At 58.4% G+C, this 14,875-nt stretch carries 14 protein-coding genes and 2 tRNA genes; 6 read left to right on the plus strand and 10 right to left on the minus strand.

From position 1 onward, the window contains the following. Positions 1-78: 78 nt before the first annotated feature. Both pgi and ABVS03_RS05705 read right to left on the minus strand, forming a co-directional pair. Positions 79-1,773, minus strand: coding sequence for a glucose-6-phosphate isomerase (gene pgi / locus ABVS03_RS05700; RefSeq protein WP_368018386.1), 1,695 nt, complete (start codon positions 1,771-1,773; stop codon positions 79-81). Positions 1,774-1,951: 178 nt separating this feature from the next. Beyond that, positions 1,952-2,500: a hypothetical protein gene (locus ABVS03_RS05705; RefSeq protein WP_368018387.1), complete on the minus strand. Its 549-nt coding sequence runs from the start codon at positions 2,498-2,500 to the stop codon at positions 1,952-1,954. 173 nt (positions 2,501-2,673) lie between these two features. Here ABVS03_RS05705 and trxA point away from each other — a divergent pair, with 173 nt between their 5' ends. From trxA to ABVS03_RS05720, 3 genes are all read left to right on the plus strand, one after another. Next, positions 2,674-2,991 carry a thioredoxin gene (gene trxA / locus ABVS03_RS05710; RefSeq protein WP_330972631.1) on the plus strand — a complete coding sequence of 106 codons (318 nt, stop codon included), beginning with the start codon at positions 2,674-2,676 and terminating at the stop codon, positions 2,989-2,991. A gap of 71 nt (positions 2,992-3,062) precedes the next feature. Then, on the plus strand, positions 3,063-3,722 hold the full coding sequence (locus ABVS03_RS05715) for a phosphatase PAP2 family protein (protein ID WP_368018388.1): 660 nt from the start codon (positions 3,063-3,065) through the stop codon (positions 3,720-3,722). Between the two features lie 27 nt (positions 3,723-3,749). Beyond that, positions 3,750-4,211 (plus strand): winged helix-turn-helix transcriptional regulator, encoded by a 462-nt coding sequence (locus tag ABVS03_RS05720; RefSeq protein WP_368018389.1) that lies wholly within the window; start codon positions 3,750-3,752, stop codon positions 4,209-4,211. Positions 4,212-4,272: 61 nt separating this feature from the next. Here the strand turns inward: ABVS03_RS05720 and ABVS03_RS05725 are convergent, their stop codons facing one another. The 4 genes from ABVS03_RS05725 to ABVS03_RS05740 form a co-directional block, all read right to left on the minus strand. Then, complete coding sequence (locus ABVS03_RS05725) at positions 4,273-4,770, minus strand: metallophosphoesterase family protein (RefSeq protein WP_330972633.1); 498 nt, start codon at positions 4,768-4,770, stop codon at positions 4,273-4,275. Positions 4,771-4,782: 12 nt separating this feature from the next. Next, on the minus strand, positions 4,783-5,502 hold the full coding sequence (locus tag ABVS03_RS05730; RefSeq protein ID WP_330972636.1) for a LytTR family DNA-binding domain-containing protein: 720 nt from the start codon (positions 5,500-5,502) through the stop codon (positions 4,783-4,785). Between the two features lie 102 nt (positions 5,503-5,604). Beyond that, the gene (locus tag ABVS03_RS05735; RefSeq protein ID WP_368018390.1) at positions 5,605-6,951 is read right to left on the minus strand and encodes a sensor histidine kinase; all 1,347 of its coding nucleotides are present in this window, start codon (positions 6,949-6,951) and stop codon (positions 5,605-5,607) included. Next, positions 6,932-8,170 (minus strand): glycosyltransferase, encoded by a 1,239-nt coding sequence (locus ABVS03_RS05740; RefSeq protein ID WP_368018391.1) that lies wholly within the window; start codon positions 8,168-8,170, stop codon positions 6,932-6,934. Before ABVS03_RS05740 ends, ABVS03_RS05735 begins: the two co-directional genes overlap by 20 nt. A 604-nt stretch (positions 8,171-8,774) precedes the next feature. On the opposite strand from ABVS03_RS05740, the gene ABVS03_RS05745 reads away from it, so the two are divergent. Beyond that, positions 8,775-9,431 (plus strand): helix-turn-helix domain-containing protein, encoded by a 657-nt coding sequence (locus ABVS03_RS05745; protein WP_368018392.1) that lies wholly within the window; start codon positions 8,775-8,777, stop codon positions 9,429-9,431. A gap of 36 nt (positions 9,432-9,467) precedes the next feature. Further along, positions 9,468-11,204 carry an ABC transporter ATP-binding protein gene (locus ABVS03_RS05750; protein ID WP_368018393.1) on the plus strand — a complete coding sequence of 579 codons (1,737 nt, stop codon included), beginning with the start codon at positions 9,468-9,470 and terminating at the stop codon, positions 11,202-11,204. Between the two features lie 119 nt (positions 11,205-11,323). Here ABVS03_RS05750 and ABVS03_RS05755 read toward each other — a convergent pair. Next, a tRNA-Ala gene (locus ABVS03_RS05755) sits at positions 11,324-11,399 on the minus strand. A 60-nt stretch (positions 11,400-11,459) separates the two neighbouring features. Continuing rightward, positions 11,460-11,536, minus strand: a tRNA-Ile gene (locus tag ABVS03_RS05760). Positions 11,537-12,161: 625 nt separating this feature from the next. Here ABVS03_RS05760 and ABVS03_RS05765 point away from each other — a divergent pair. Then, on the plus strand, positions 12,162-12,701 hold the full coding sequence (locus tag ABVS03_RS05765; protein WP_368018394.1) for a bifunctional nuclease family protein: 540 nt from the start codon (positions 12,162-12,164) through the stop codon (positions 12,699-12,701). A gap of 185 nt (positions 12,702-12,886) precedes the next feature. Here ABVS03_RS05765 and ABVS03_RS05770 read toward each other — a convergent pair whose 3' ends face one another. After that, the gene (locus ABVS03_RS05770) at positions 12,887-14,143 is read right to left on the minus strand and encodes a hypothetical protein (RefSeq protein ID WP_368018395.1); all 1,257 of its coding nucleotides are present in this window, start codon (positions 14,141-14,143) and stop codon (positions 12,887-12,889) included. Further along, positions 14,082-14,783, minus strand: coding sequence for a CAP domain-containing protein (locus tag ABVS03_RS05775; RefSeq protein ID WP_368018396.1), 702 nt, complete (start codon positions 14,781-14,783; stop codon positions 14,082-14,084). Before ABVS03_RS05775 ends, ABVS03_RS05770 begins: the two co-directional genes overlap by 62 nt. Positions 14,784-14,875: the final 92 nt, after the last annotated feature.

The raw sequence follows: 14,875 nt of genomic DNA on the forward strand, positions 1-14,875 counted from the left end.
GAAGCAAGGCTGTTACCGAAAAGGAGCCTGGCAGATCAAGCTGCCAGGCTCCCCAGACGGATCTTTTTGTATCTTGCCTTACTTGCGATGTGCGCGGTAGAAGGCAATGAGCTCCTTCGTGGAGCTGTCCTGCTGTGCAAGTGCCTCGTCGTCGTGGAAGGCAGGGGTGATCTGCTTTGCAAGCTGCTTGCCAAGCTCGACGCCCCACTGGTCGAACGAGTCGATGCCCCAGACCGTGCCCTCGGTGAACGTGATGTACTCATAGAGGGCGATGAGCTCGCCAAGTGCATGCGGCGTCAGCGCCTCGCCGAAGATGGAGGTCGTCGGACGGTTGCCCTCGAAGCAGCGTGCCGGCACCATCCACTCAGCCGTGCCCTCTGCACGGACCTCATCAGCGGTCTTGCCGAAGGCAAGGGCCTTTGTCTGTGCGAGGAAGTTGCCGAGGAAGAGCTCGTGGATGTCCTGGTCTCCGTCCTTCGTCGGATTCGGGGTATTCACGAAGGCGATGAAGTCAGCAGGAATCAGGCGCGTGCCCTGATGGATGAGCTGGTAGAAGGCGTGCTGGCCATTCGTGCCCGCCTCGCCCCAGAAGATCTCGCCCGTCTCGGTCGTGACAGGGGTGCCATCCCAGCGCGTGGACTTGCCATTCGACTCCATCGTGAGCTGCTGGAGGTAGGCCGGGAAGCGGTGCAGGTACTGGTCGTACGGAAGCACGGCGTGGCTCTCAGCCTTGAAGAAGTTCACATACCAGACGTTCAGGAGACCCATGAGGGCGCAGACGTTCTGCTCGAGCGGCGTGGATGCGAAATAGACATCCATATCGTGGAAGCCGGAGAGGAACTCCTCGAAGACCTCGCGGCCAAAGGCGAGGATGAGGGAGAGGCCCACTGCGGAATCGACGGAGTAGCGGCCGCCGACCCAGTTCCAGAAGCCGAAGGCGTTGGAAGGATCGATGCCGAAGGCCTCGACGCCCTCGAGGTTCGTGGAGACAGCGACGAAGTGGTGCCTGATTGCATCGGCAATGGAGGAATCGGAGCCATCGATAGCCTTCTGGGCCTTGAGCGTATCGATGAGCCAGGTCCTGACCTCGCGTGCGTTCGTCATTGTCTCGAGCGTCGTGAATGTCTTGGAGACGATGATGACAAGGGTGGTCTCAGGATCGAGGCCCTTCAGCTTCTCAGCTGCATCATTCGGGTCGATGTTCGAGATGTAGCGGACCTGGATGCCGCCCGAAAGATAGGGCTTGAGAGCTTCATAGGCCATGACCGGACCGAGGTCGGAGCCGCCGATGCCGATGGAGACGACATTCTCGATCTTCTTGCCGGTGACGCCCTTCCATGCGCCGGAGCGCACCTGGTCGGCGAAGGCGAACATGCGGTCGAGCACCTCATGGACGTCCTTCACGCAGTCCTGGCCGTCGACGATGAGCTTTCCCTCGTCGGATGCCGGACGGCGGAGTGCGGAATGCAGGACAGCGCGGTCCTCGGTCGTGTTGATGTGGACGCCCTTGAGCATCTGGTCGCGGCGCTCCTCGAGGTGCACCGCACGGCCGAGAGCGACAAGGTCCTTGACCGTCTCATCGGTCACAAGGTTCTTGGAAAGATCGAAGTGCAGGTCATTCACATCGAAGCTGAGCTTGTTCACACGCTCGGAATCGTCTGCGAACCACTTCTTGAGGGAGATGCCCTCATCCTGCATCTTCTTGAAGTCCTGGGAAAGCTTTGCCCACTCAGGAGTCTGGGTCGGATCGACAGGTGCTGCTACATTGGCCACGGGAAACCTCCTTGCCTGCCCGGAGTGCGGGCGTGACAGTTATACCTACAGAGTACCGCAGCCGGAATGTGCATATGCCAAGCTTTCAAAAAGCATAGCGCACCTGCGCATTTGCCTGCTTTCTGCTAAGCAGGTTCAGGAGATTTCATACCAACTTTTAGGCAGTGCGGCAGAAGGCCTAGTACGGCTCTCCCAGGGGAGGAAGCTTCTTGAGATAGGCCCAGACAATCTGCTTCTTCTTGGGATCGGAAAGCGCTGCCTCGAAGCCGCCGAGATCCATGACACGCATGCCGCAGACCTCTGCCACATGCCCCGGCTCGAGCATGGCCGTCGCGAAGTCCTCGACGTGCGAGAGCTCCTCTGCATAGGCCTCCTTCACGCAGGCCGATGCCGCCTCATCGGAAATGACAAGCGTGGCAGGATCGAGCACGGCGATGGCTTCCCTCAGAAGGTCTGGCTCCACATCTTCGCCGGTTATGGTCTTTGTGGAAAGCGCACACCAGTCTTCCGGCGCATAGCCAAGGCGCGCGAATGCTGCAGCAAGGGCCTTGCCGTCAGGGCCTGCCAGAAGCGTGCGACCGCCCTGGTCGCCCGGTCCAAGCTCGCCTTTGAGTATCAGGAGGGACGAGAAGGCATTGCCGGACATCTGGAGCCCACGCTCGGAGAGGCTTGCAATCTCTGCCTGCGATTTCGCTATGTAGCGCTTCCTTACGTCTTCCCGCTCCACGGATACACCTCCAGCCTTCGTGCATACGCATCTAAGCTTACCCCTTATGCACTGTCTGGTTCCTGACAGAAAAGAAGACGTTCGGGGTATAAGCGCTGCAAAGACTCGCGAATGCACCGCGGCAGGAAGGCTCTGGGCCGCATAGAATGCATCCACAATGAAGGAGGAAGCTGATGGCAGAAGCTATCACAGCTGAGACATTCGACAAGGTTCTGGCAGATTCTGCCAAGCCTGTCCTCGTTGATTTCTGGGCCAGCTGGTGCGGCCCCTGCCGTGCTCTTGGACCTACGGTCGAGGCGGTCGGCAAGGACCTCGAGGACCGCATGAGCGTCTACAAGTGCAATGTGGACGAGGAGGAGAGCCTGGCGACCCGCTTCCACATCGTGAGCATCCCGACGCTCATCCTCTTCAAGGATGGCAAGCCGGTCCATACGCTTGTAGGAAACATGCCTAAGGCGTCGCTCGAGAGCGAGCTCGAAGCGAACCTGTAAGCAGCTGAGCCAAGGGACTATGATGTGCGTGCATGCAGATGCACGCACATTTTTCTTGAGAAGGGCATGCCATGAGGTGGATCCAGGCATTCGGACGCGAGGTATGCGCACACAAGCGCATGACCATCGTCGTCGTGGCGCTCCTTGTCCTTTTTGCCATCGTCGAGGATCTCTTCACGGGAGAGGCCCTGAAGGTCGATGCTGTCGCCTACCGCACCATCGTGGAAGGCATGCGTGCCGACTGGCTCACGCCCTACATGGAGCAGTTCTCGAGCCTTGCCTCCCCTGTCGTCCTCTTTGTCATGTGCCTTGTCATCACCGCCTTTGCTCCGGGCAAGCAGCCAGGCAGATGCGCCCTTCTGAATCTGGCGCTCACGCTTGTGCTGAATATCCTTCTCAAGAACCTCATCCAGCGTCCCCGTCCCGATGGCTTCCGCCTTATCGCGGAGACAGGCTACAGCTTCCCTTCGGGCCACTCGATGGTGAGCATGGCATTCTATGGGCTCATGCTCTGGATGATCTGGCACTACGAGAAGGACAAGGTCCTGCGCTACGTGCTCTGTGCCCTCTTTGCCCTTGTCATCGTCATGGTAGGCGTAAGCCGCATCTATCTGGGCGTACACTACGCATCGGATGTCCTGGCAGGCTTTGCCGTCTCTCTTCTCTGGCTTGCCTTCTATACGAAGACGATCGTCCCGCTCTTCATGGATGCACACCAAGGCAAAGCCTAATCAAGGGACCGAATATTTGGGGCACCCATGGACGCTTCCGCATCGCCGGCCCAGACTTCCGCATCGGCCCAAAACACTTCCGCATCGCCGGTCCAGACTTCCGCATCGGCCCAAAACACTTCCGCATCGCCGGTCCAGTCTTCCGCATCGATTGCGTATGACTCGAAGCCACACAAAGAACAGTCGGGGTATGGAGACGATGCCCATAAACAGGAAGCCAACAATCTTTACGGTATTCTGCGTTCAAATGAATTTGCCGCGTACGAATACATCAAAGGCGAAGGGGAGGCCAGTTCAGCCCAAATTGCCAAAAAGCTTGGCCTTACTACACGCGCAACAAGAAACATCCTTCATAAATTGATGGAGAAGGGGCTCGTTGAGGCAGAAGGGTACGACAGCACCCGCAGGTATGCCATTACAAAAATAGGGCAGAGAATCATACAGCTAATTTCGGACGGATATGGAATGAGCCTGAACGACAGCAACTAAGGCCAGTTCCATATGGATTAGCCGCCTGGACTTGTACTGCTGCAGCTGATTATCTTGTCTCTTATCGCCTGAAGAAGTGCCGGCGTTCTTCCTTGTCTTCGGGTTCGAGACGCTGGATATGGGCATCGAGAATCTTTCCATCCTCTATCTCAACCCATCCCATGGTCGGGCCCTCCTGGGTCCTTGGGTAGGTCGGCGATCCCGGATTCATGAGGAGATGGCCCGATTTCGAGAGCTCGCAGATAGGCTTGTGGGTGTGTCCGCAGATGGCAATCTTGCCCCAGGACATGTCAAGCTTCTCGCGGTAGTGGCAGACCTGCCAGAGCGCCCCCTCATAGAGGAAATGGATATGGCGCTCGACGCCGGGGCCGTAATCATAGCCCCAGTCGTTGTTGCCGAGGCAGAGCTTCAAAGGAGCCATGCCAGAGAGGGTGCGGAAGTCGCTGGCCGAGCAGATATCTCCTGCATGGACGATGAGGTCTGCCCCTCTGAGAGCATGGATGAGCTCTTCGGAGAGATAGCCATGCGTATCGGATATGACCGCGACCCTCTTTGCCATGGCCCCGCTCTCCTACAGTCCGAGAGCGCGCTTGAGCTGCACGACGCGGCGCCTCGAGACGGAGATCTTCTTGCCTTCGATGCCATTGACGCCGAGCTGCAGGATCCCGCTCGGAAGCACCTCGACATCCTCGACGTACTGGAGGTTCACGATGTAGCCACGGTGCACGCGGAAGAAGCCATGCGGCGTGAGCTCGTTCTCGAGGCGGGCAAGGGAGATCGTCGAGAGATAGCGCTCCGTATCCGTATAGATGCAGGAGTAGTCGTCCTTGGCCTCGATGTAGCGAATCTGGTCGATCGGCACGAGGACCTTGCGGCCGCCCTTCTCAACCGGAATGCGCTCCACGGAGGCGTGGCTCTGCACCTGCGGCTTTGCCATCGACTGCACCTTGTCGAGCGCCTGGTTGAGCCGGTCGGTCTCGACCGGCTTCATCAGGTAGTCGACCGCGTTCACATCGAACGCCTCGAGGGCATACTCGCTGTAGGCCGTCACGAAGACGACAGCAGGAGGATTTTTGAGCTTGTGCAGGGCCTCTGCAAGCTGCATGCCGGATGTCTTCGGCATCGAGATATCGAGGAACATCACGTCAGGACGTCCCTCCATGAGCTTCTCGACCGCTTCGCGGGCGCTCGAGGCCTCCGTAATGCTATCGACCCTGCCAGTCTCCTCCAGCAGGTACTTGAGCTCCGAACGTGCCGGAGCCTCGTCGTCCACAATCATTGCCCTGAGCATCGGCATGAAACCTCCCACATCCGCTTTTCTGCATCAACCATAGCAAATATCTGCCCGGAGCAGGTCATGCATTATGCATCTTTCATTCCGGGCGCTCCCCTGTCATGATTCCAGCATCGCTGCAGCTCCCCCAAGCCTCAGCGCTATCTGGGTGCCCTGGTCGACCTTGCTCACAATCTCTATACCCGAATCGGCTCCATAGAAGCGCTTGATGCGCTCTGCCACATTGTGGAGCGCGATGCCAGTCCCCTTGGAAGATGGCCCGTGCTCTATCGTATGCGGCTTCTCGACCGTCTCCGTAAGCTTCTGGAGGGTCTCCGGATCCATTCCGACACCGTCGTCCGTGACAGCGATCAAGACATCGTCTCCATCCCTCACGGCGTGCACATCGATGTGGAGCGCCCCCTCGTCGCGCATAGCGTGGCGGACGGCATTCTCGACGATGGGCTGGATGATGAAGGAAGGGACAAGCATGCGCTCGAGTCCTGGCTCGATATGCTCGGTCTCGACGATGCGGTCCTCGCCGAAGCGGGCATGCTCGAACGTGAGGTAGCGCCTCGTCTGCTCGAGCTCGCGGGAAAGCGGCAGCATCTGCTCGGATCCTTCGAGCGTCTGGCGGTAGAAGGCCGCGAAGTCGCGCAGCAGCACACGGGCCTTTGCAGGGTCGGTCCTGATGAGCGAGGCGATCGTATTGAGCGTATTGAAGAGGAAGTGCGGGTTGATCTGTGCCTGGAGGGCCTTGACCTCGGCACGTGCCGTAAGCTCTGCCTGAAGATCCAGCTCATAGGACGTGAGCTGCGTCGAGAGGAGGTTTGCAAGTCCTCGGGCAATCGCGATCTGCGTGCGGTCGATCGTCCTGCCGTAGCGGTAGTAGAACGTGATGGCGCCTACCGTCTTTCCCTGCACGACGAGAGGGGCAATGACGCCGGCAGGAAGGACCTCGCCCTCCTTGATGCGCCCCTCCTCCTCGAGCCGGCGGATCTCGGTGCGCGTGTACTGGAAGGTCTGGAGTCTCCCCGACTTCAGGGTCTCGGCGACGCGGACCGAATTCTCGCTTCCCGACGGGTAGGCTGCGGCATCCTCGCCGACATAGGCCAGGACCTTCTTCGTGTCGCACATGGAGATGGCCTGGGCGGCCGTCTCCGGGAGCAGCAGCTTGCAGACGGCCTGGCAGGAGTCCGGCATGAGGCCATAGCGCATGTGGTCCAAGGTATTCGAGGCAACGCGCAGGGTACGCTCGGTCGCGCGCGAACGCAGGGTATCCGGATAGACGAAGGAAAGGCTTGCCAGCACCACGACGATAGCGAGGGCGGCGCCCACCAGGCCTGTCGCCACGGTGCTCTGGATCGTGATGCCCCAGCCCAGGACGATCATGAGGGTGATGGCGACAAGGAGGAGGATCAGGATGAAGAGAAGGACGAAGCGCCTGCTAGTGTTCCGTTCGTCCATCCTGCCTGTCCTTCCTTGATGCTGGAGTGCCTGTTGCCAGGACCTTCTCTGCGAGGTCCTCATCATCCCAGAGCGATGCCATGATCCTCGGCCAGAAGGTCTGGAACTCGAGGTAGGTCTTCGCATGGTCTTTTGCCCACCTCTGGGCATCCTTCCTGCCCTTGAGCCATATGCGCAGATACGCAAGGTGCTCAGGCTCGGCAAGAGCACGCCGGAAGGACGTCTTCCTGATGCGGTCGAAGACCTCACGGGAAAGCCAGGGGGCTGGATAGGGCTCGAGAGACTGCCTCGTGATCACGCGCAGGTCGTGCTGCGTGTTCGTGAAGCGCACCTTCTCGTACTCATAGGTCCACCTGTAGACATCCTGGAGGAACCTCGAGGCATGGGAAGGGATCTCGGGCGGCAGATGCCGCACGTACCACTGGTTGTCGAACCACACCTCGCGTCCATGCATGCGCATGTTGATGAGGTAGTCCATATCCTCGCCGCGCGTGATATAGGGGTCGAATCCCACCTGCGTGAACGCATTCGCATGCACGGCAAAGCAGCCGCCGCAGACATAGTTCGAGCGCGATATCCTCGTTGCCTGCTGGGCAGCGCGCATCCACTGGTTGAACTCGCTCCTCTTTGCCCAGTAGCGGTCAGACCAGCGGGGATGGTCCTCGTCTGCAAAGCAGGAATCGGCACGGTCGATGAAAAAGCCGCTCTTCGCGTCGATCGCAATGTCCTGGCGGTTCACGTTCCCCAGGCCATATACCGCATCGATCAGGAAGTTCTCGTCGAGCGCCACTTCGTCGTCGTCGAGAAAGACCACGATGTCATGCCCCAGGACGGCTGCGACCGCAAGGCCCATGTTCCTGATGGCGCCATAGCCCCGGAGCGCCACGGGGTCTCCCTCCACATCGGGCGCGATCGCATTCACCGTATCCTCGATGTGCTGGGCTTCAGGCTCGCCTACGATGACAGGAGAGAGGTTCGGATGCGTGCGGCAGATGGCCGTAACGCGGGCGCGCGCCGACTCCTCGCATTCCGGCTCTGCAACAAGAAGGACGATGACACGCAGGACCCCTCGCACCTTCTCGAGCGATTCCAGGCATGTCTCGAGCTCGGGCATGGGCTTTCCAACCGGCGTTGCATGGTCATAGGTGCCCACCTCGCCGATAGAGCGGGGCCTGTCATCTGCAGCCCAGTATGAGGGGATGACAATAGCGGGATTCAAGGCCTCAGTGCCTCCTTGCGCATAAGCTCGTCTGCCTGGATCTAGCCTCTCAGAGGGAATCCGGAACACTCTTAAGGGTACTACCGCTTTGCAGAAACTGGTAGCACGCATAAGAACAAACATGCGCAATATGCTTTGGAACGCCGCCTCGAAAGGCCATTTATGCATGCCTTGGAGCATTCAAGAGGAGCGCAGGGTCACTAAAAGATCTATTGGCAGCGCTGCGGCCCCAGGAGCAAGGGGATTCTAAGCCATTCGGCCTGCTCTCATTCAAGACACCAGCCTTGTTCCACCCGAGCCGGCGCTGCCGAGCCCCATTCTATCAGAGCCCCTGGAACTGCTGTGCGATTGCATGCGGCACAAGGGCATCCCCTGCCGCATGCAGCATTCACCGATATGCGGAAGATTCGGCATATCAAGCCTCTGACCTGCAGATTCAACCTGGAGTTGAGACGCAGTTGAGTACATCTCCACCCATCTCAACTCTTCCGTCATTGTTTCGCCTCCCCAGGCGGGCAGAATGGAAAGCGTAAAGGACGTCGCCCGAAAGACCATTCATCCGGCCTGATGATGAAATCTCAGGCCTTCATGCAGGGAGAGAACGATGGACGCAAAAGAGACCATGGGAAGGCGCATCGCAAGGCTGCGCATCGAGCGGGGCATGACACAGGAGAAGCTTGCACGCGAGATGGGCGTGAGCGCCCAGGCTGTGAGCAAGTGGGAACATGACCAGAACTATCCCGATATCAGCCTGCTTGTGCCTCTGGCAACATTCCTCGGCACGACGACAGATGAGCTCCTTGGCGCCAGCACTACCCCTTCCAAGACAGCTCCTGCCAAGCCGGCAGAGGAAGAGAAGGAGGAAGCCCAGGCAGAGTCTGCTCCAGAAGAGGCATCATCCGAAGAGGATCCCCAGCATGTGGAAGTCCAGGCTGTCCCGAAGAAGCACAAGCATCCCATCTCCCTCATCCTCTCCGGCAGGGACAAAGTTGAGGACAGCGAGATGAAGACATCTGGCAAGGGACCCAAGACCATGCACATCCAGTGCATCGACGGTGACGATTCAGACGAGGTCGTGAACCTCAATATCCCGCTCTTCCTGGCAAAGGGATTCCTCAAGAGCGGCATCTCGAGCATCTCTGGCCTTGAAGGCCTCGGCGTCGACCTTTCGAGCGCCGCCTCCGCCCTGGACTTCTCCGAGGCAGGCACGCTCGTCGATGTGGAAGATGGCGGAGACCGCGTCCGCATCTGGATCGATTAGCCAGATTCCCTTCGCTCTCATCAGAAAGGCATAGCCATGAAACATGCAGCCTCTGCGGCAGGCAGCAGGCTCGAAGATGAGCTCTGGGCATCCATACTCGAGCACAACCGTCTGCTCCTTGCCGCTGTCACCATCCTCTGCATCCTCGAAGGACTCTTGGGAAGCTTCTTCTCCTGGGTCGTGAAGCTCATCCTCGACGCTATCGCCACCGCTTCCATAGAGGGCTTGAGGTTCTCAGCCGCACTCGCAGCCTTCGCAATCGTCTTCGAGGCAGCGATCTGCCTCCTCCTCAGGGAGGCCACGCCCGCATTCCTGAGGCGTGCTGTCACGAACTACCGGATGCATGCCTTCGCAAAGCTCCTCGACAAGGGCATCGGCGCCTTCGATCAGGGAGGTGCCTCTGTCTACGAATCTGCCTTCACGAACGACATCACGACGATCGAGACGACCTACCTCGAGAAGATAGAGACCCTGGCAAGAGACATCCCGATGTTCCTCTCTGCCGTGATCCTGCTCTTCGTGGAGAGCGTGCCTCTGGCCACCTGGGCCATCGTCTGCGCCCTGCTGTCGCTTTGGGTCTCTGTCGTATCCGGCAAGCGCCTGGCTCCCCACCAGCAGGCCGTCTCGGACAAGATGGGGCGCTTCGTCGCCGCAGTGCATGACATAATCGCAGGGTTTGCCCAGATCAAGAGCTTCAAGGCAGAAGGGCCTGCAGAGAGGCGCTTCCTCGCCTCCAATACGGAGCTCGAGGATGCCAAGCAGGCGAAGCGCCGCTGCGAGAAGGGCATCTCCGTCATCGCAGAAGCCGCAGGCTCCATCTCGCAGATCACAGTCCTCTTCTTCGGTGCCTGGCTCTGCGTCTCAGAGCATGCCATCACGATCGGCGGCATCATGATGGTGACACAGCTCATGAACTACATCCGCATCCCCATTGCCGAGCTTCCTTCCATCTTTGCCGCCCGGAAGGCCTCCGTTGCGCTTGCAGGAAAGCTGGCCTCCGAGCTCGGGCATGCAAAGGCAGAGGAAGGGACGCTCCTGCTTGCACCGGAGCATACGCAGGATATCGAGCTTCAGGATGTCTCCTTTGCCTATGAGGAAGGAAATCCTGTCCTCAGAGGCATCACGGCCGAGTTTGAGGCCGGGAAATGCTACGCCGTGGTCGGTGCTTCGGGTTCGGGCAAATCCACCCTCCTCTCCCTTCTCATGGGCGCACGCAGGGATTATGAGGGAAAGGTCACATTCGATGGATCCGAGCTCCACGACGTCAGCCTCGATTCCCTCTATGGGACCGAGTCGCTCGTGAGCCAGAAGACCTTCCTCTTCGATGCCAGCCTGAAGGACAACATCACGATGTTCGGAGATGCAGACGCAGAAGCTCTCTCCTCTGCCATAGAACAGGCGGGGCTCAAAGACTTCGTGGCAGCGCATGGCCTCGACTACGCATGCGGCGAGGAAGGCGCGAACCTCTCGGGTGGCGAGCGCCAGCGTGTCTGCATAGCAAGGGCATTGCTCCATGGAGCGCGTACGCTTCTCTTCGATGAGGCGACCTCTGCCTTGGACCAGAAGACTGCAGACCAGGTCACGAGAGCGGTCTTGAGCCTTTCTGGGACGACGAGAGTCATGGTGACACACAGGCTCGATGCGGGGCTTCTCAGAGGCTTTGGCGGCATCATAGTGCTCAAGGACGGAAAGGTATGCGAGTCCGGCACCTTCGACGAGCTCATGGCAGAGCCAGACGGCTACTTCCATGCCCTCTATACCATCGGCATCTGATTGCGAGACCCTACACAGAGACGAAGCGCCATCGGAACAGCGGCTCCGGTGGCGCTTCTTGTATGCAGCCCCTAGATATGAATGAAGCCAGGACATGATGTCCTGGCTCGCAGAATTCATGGTGGAGACGATGGGGATCGAACCCACGACCTCAGGCTTGCAAAGCCCGCGCTCTCCCAGCTGAGCTACGTCCCCGAATAATAACCGCCCCAACGGCGACTCGGCTAGCGTTGGGGCGACTATTCGCGAAGGAAGTGGTGGGCCCGACAAGGTTCGAACTTGTGACCTCCCGGTTATCAGCCGGACGCTCTGACCAACTGAGCTACGGGCCCAACGCGAGAAAATATATTATGCTCATCCCCCCTTCTCGTCAACAACTATTTTGAGAAAAGTCGAGAAAGTTTGTAGCAGGTCTTCTACCTGCAGATATGCTGCATAAAGATGCTCGGGAGGAGACATCCTGCGAGAAATTGCGTGCAGGCATGGGCGTAGAGGAGCCTCATTGGATACCCCAAATGACCCCACCCCCGCATATCCGAAAGCCTGTGCGTCGGATGGATGCTCCAGGTGTCTTCAGTGCAGGCCGTTCGTCCATAGGGTGCGTTGTTCGTTCATGGGACGGGTTGTTCGTTCATCGGACGTTTTGGGCGTCCATCGGACGGGTTGGGACGTCCATGGGGCGCATTGTTCGTTCATCGGACGTTTTGGGCGGCCGTATGGCACTGTATCTTCCTGGCGACATCATGCCCTTCTCTATTCTGGTGAAGCCGCTTTGGCGGCGCAACGCCGCTGGAATGTTGCTTTATATCCCCTTTCGCTGCCATGGCAGAGGCGGTCCCTGCACTTTGACAGACACGCCAACAAACGACATTCAGCAGTTTTCCCGTTCCCTCTTGGCAAAAGCGTTGAGACGGGTACCATATGCACGCAAAGAAGCATATGAACGAGGCTGGTAGCATGGCATTGATACAGATGGACATACAGACGATCGTGGTAGGCGGAGGCCCTGTGGCATCGCTTCTGGTCCTGAAGCCCCGCATTCCTGAAGAGGCTCCTCATGACGCACAGCTGCCAATCAAGATCGGCCCTGTGGAGGCCATGGCCATCGGCATGGGCGTAAACGACTCCCATCGCACGACAGATAGGCCCATGACGCACGACCTTCTGAACAATGTAATCGAGTCCCTTGGCGCCCATCTCGATTCCGTCATCATCAGCGCCGTCTCCGGCACGACCTTCTTCGCCCAGCTGAGGATCGAGAAGGAGGATGGAGAGGCCATCTTCATCGATTCGAGGCCTTCCGATGCTATCGCTCTTGCAGTGCGCACCGGCGCTCCCATCTACGCAAGAAGTGACGTCTTGACGACAGCGTCCTACCCTGACTTCAAGGGCGTTGAGAAGGAAGAGGAAGAGCACGAGATGGAGGAGTTCCACAAGTTCGTGGAGAACCTTTCGCCCGATGACTTCGCGAACAACAGCAACAGCAGCACAAAGTAGTGCTTGGCTGTATTTCATGACACTGCCCCCAGACAGGTGACACTGATTCCTATCTGGGGCAGCTTTATTGTCAGGCCCATCAAAGAGGGAACCTGTACGCATAACGCTGCTGCAACGCCATTACAGAGACAGCCTGATCCCATCAATAGGACCAGGCTGTCTTCATTCAAGATCGGACCAGAGCGCTACAGGGAATAGAAGGCAACGCCTTCCTGGTTCCAGCCAATTGCGCCGAGCTGCGTGTACTCGCTCTTGCTGGTCGTGAAGAGATGCGTGCCCTGGGTCAGCCACCTGTTGAAGAGGCGGTAGATTGGCTTGCGGCCTGTGCCGGTCGCCGAGTAGAACGCAACGCCTTCTTGGTTCCAGCCGATAGAGCCAAGATGCTCGTACTCGGACCAGCTGCCTGTGTAGAAGTGGTCGCCGCTGTAGGGATTGTAGAGGCGATAGACCGGGCTCTCCGACCAAGAGGGTGACTGCCAGGCAATGCCTTCGTACCTCCAGCCGATGCTGCTGAGGCTGTTCATCTCGTCCTTGCTCAGGGTAAAGAGATGCTCTCCGGACCACGGGTTGTAGAGGCGGTACATGGGGACAGAGGAGACGGTGATCCTGAATTGCGCCTCCACGGAACCGGAGTAGTTTCCATTGCCGGTGAGAAGCACTTTGCCGTAGCCCACTTCGTTGTTGTCGTAATAATCGAGGTCATAATCCCTGCCAGCCACAAGGACCTTTCCCGCAAACCTCACTGTGACACTCGGCGTCACAGCCTTGCCGGCATACAGCTGATCGGGGATATCGTCAATCTGCACCTTCGTGAAGTCTCCGTAGATGGTGAAGTACGTCTTGACGGTACCCTTATAGCTGCCGATGCCCGTGATCACGACCGTCGCTTCGCCCATCTCGATATTGTTGGCATAGGAGACCGTATAGTCGGTACCCTGAGTCAGCGTCTTGCCGCCTACGGTCACCTTCACTGCAGGCGTGACGGCAGAGCCGGTATATTTCTGGTTATCAATGCGCGCCACATCTTCGCTCGAGATCTTCTGGGTCCGTGTGACCTGGACCGTTTGTGTCCAAGTCCTGCCCTGGGAAGCCAGAGTCAGCGTGGCTGTTCCAGCACCCACTGCCCTGACAGTGCCATCGGAAGCGACAGAGAGCACCGACGAGTCAGATGAAGTCCATGTGCCATGGATCTGGTAGGTATCGACACCGGCAACAATACCCTGATCGGCCGTTGTGAACTTGAGCGTTGCGGTCGGCGTAAACGTATAGCCGACATCCATCGTCGTGGGGAAGTTCATGTTGACGCCCTCGTTCACCTCGACGTTCGAGACTCCGACAGGGAACTCGAAGGTGCCCTTGAGGTTGAAGTGCGTTGGATCGTTAGACAGGGAATAGGAAGCTGCTTCGCCCGCCTGCGTTCCGAGACAGGCGGGCGAAGCCATACTCCTTGTATTGCGGGTCGATAAGGAAGAGATAATGCCCGGTCACCCCATGCGGTTGGCCATTGACCTCCTTGATGTAATCGTCCTTCTCCCATGACCACATGGTTATGGCGCCACTGACATCGGCAGCCCACGCAAGGACCTCATGATTCGACGAATAGCCGTTATAAGTTGCGGTCCAGCAGCTGCCGCCGGTAAGGCGTATATGGATACGGCTGTAATCTCTGTTCTCGATTGCACGCTGAACTGCTATGCGCTCAAGCGCGTTCGACCATTTGGGATTCAGGTAGTCTGACTCGCTGACACCTATCTTTGCAAGGTATTCCCTCACCGTGACATAGGTATTGCCGTACTGCAGCTTGACATTCGTGTCGTTCAATGCATCCTGACGCCACTTGATGACGCCAGCCAGTCCATCATCGGGAACAGACGTCTGGTCGACCGTTCCCTCGGTATATACGACGAAGTCACCGTCCAGGGCAACGCCAGTGATACTCGAATCTGTCGCCTGTGCTGGAGATGCAGTGAGAAGAAGCACGAAAAGCGCCGCTGCCAACGACACGAAGGTAGCAAGCATTCCTTTCTTGATCCGCTTTCTGCTGCGGGGCCAGCCATCCTGCGCATATATGGCACCGAACATAAGAGCCTCCATTCCCGATGATTACTTTGCCTTAAGGCGAATTGTAGGGAGATGAAAGCAAAGGGTGTTGTGCAACTTTATCTGCGGCTCTG

This window comes from Olsenella sp. AGMB03486 (assembly GCF_040884255.1).
GTDB lineage: Bacteria > Actinomycetota > Coriobacteriia > Coriobacteriales > Atopobiaceae > Olsenella_L > Olsenella_L kribbiana.

Excerpts from the sequence above, each read along its gene's own strand:
- trxA (WP_330972631.1), top strand. The coding sequence starts at position 2,674 with ATGGCAGAAGCTATCACAGCTGAGACATTCGACAAGGTTCTGGCAGAT.
- ABVS03_RS05730 (WP_330972636.1), bottom strand. The coding sequence starts at position 5,502 with ATGCTCAGGGCAATGATTGTGGACGACGAGGCTCCGGCACGTTCGGAG.
- ABVS03_RS05720 (WP_368018389.1), top strand. The coding sequence starts at position 3,750 with ATGGACGCTTCCGCATCGCCGGCCCAGACTTCCGCATCGGCCCAAAAC.
- ABVS03_RS05745 (WP_368018392.1), top strand. The coding sequence starts at position 8,775 with ATGGACGCAAAAGAGACCATGGGAAGGCGCATCGCAAGGCTGCGCATC.
- ABVS03_RS05775 (WP_368018396.1), bottom strand. The coding sequence starts at position 14,783 with ATGTTCGGTGCCATATATGCGCAGGATGGCTGGCCCCGCAGCAGAAAG.
- ABVS03_RS05750 (WP_368018393.1), top strand. The coding sequence starts at position 9,468 with ATGAAACATGCAGCCTCTGCGGCAGGCAGCAGGCTCGAAGATGAGCTC.
- ABVS03_RS05735 (WP_368018390.1), bottom strand. The coding sequence starts at position 6,951 with ATGGACGAACGGAACACTAGCAGGCGCTTCGTCCTTCTCTTCATCCTG.
- ABVS03_RS05715 (WP_368018388.1), top strand. The coding sequence starts at position 3,063 with ATGAGGTGGATCCAGGCATTCGGACGCGAGGTATGCGCACACAAGCGC.
- ABVS03_RS05765 (WP_368018394.1), top strand. The coding sequence starts at position 12,162 with ATGGCATTGATACAGATGGACATACAGACGATCGTGGTAGGCGGAGGC.
- ABVS03_RS05725 (WP_330972633.1), bottom strand. The coding sequence starts at position 4,770 with ATGGCAAAGAGGGTCGCGGTCATATCCGATACGCATGGCTATCTCTCC.
- ABVS03_RS05770 (WP_368018395.1), bottom strand. The coding sequence starts at position 14,143 with ATGGCTTCGCCCGCCTGTCTCGGAACGCAGGCGGGCGAAGCAGCTTCC.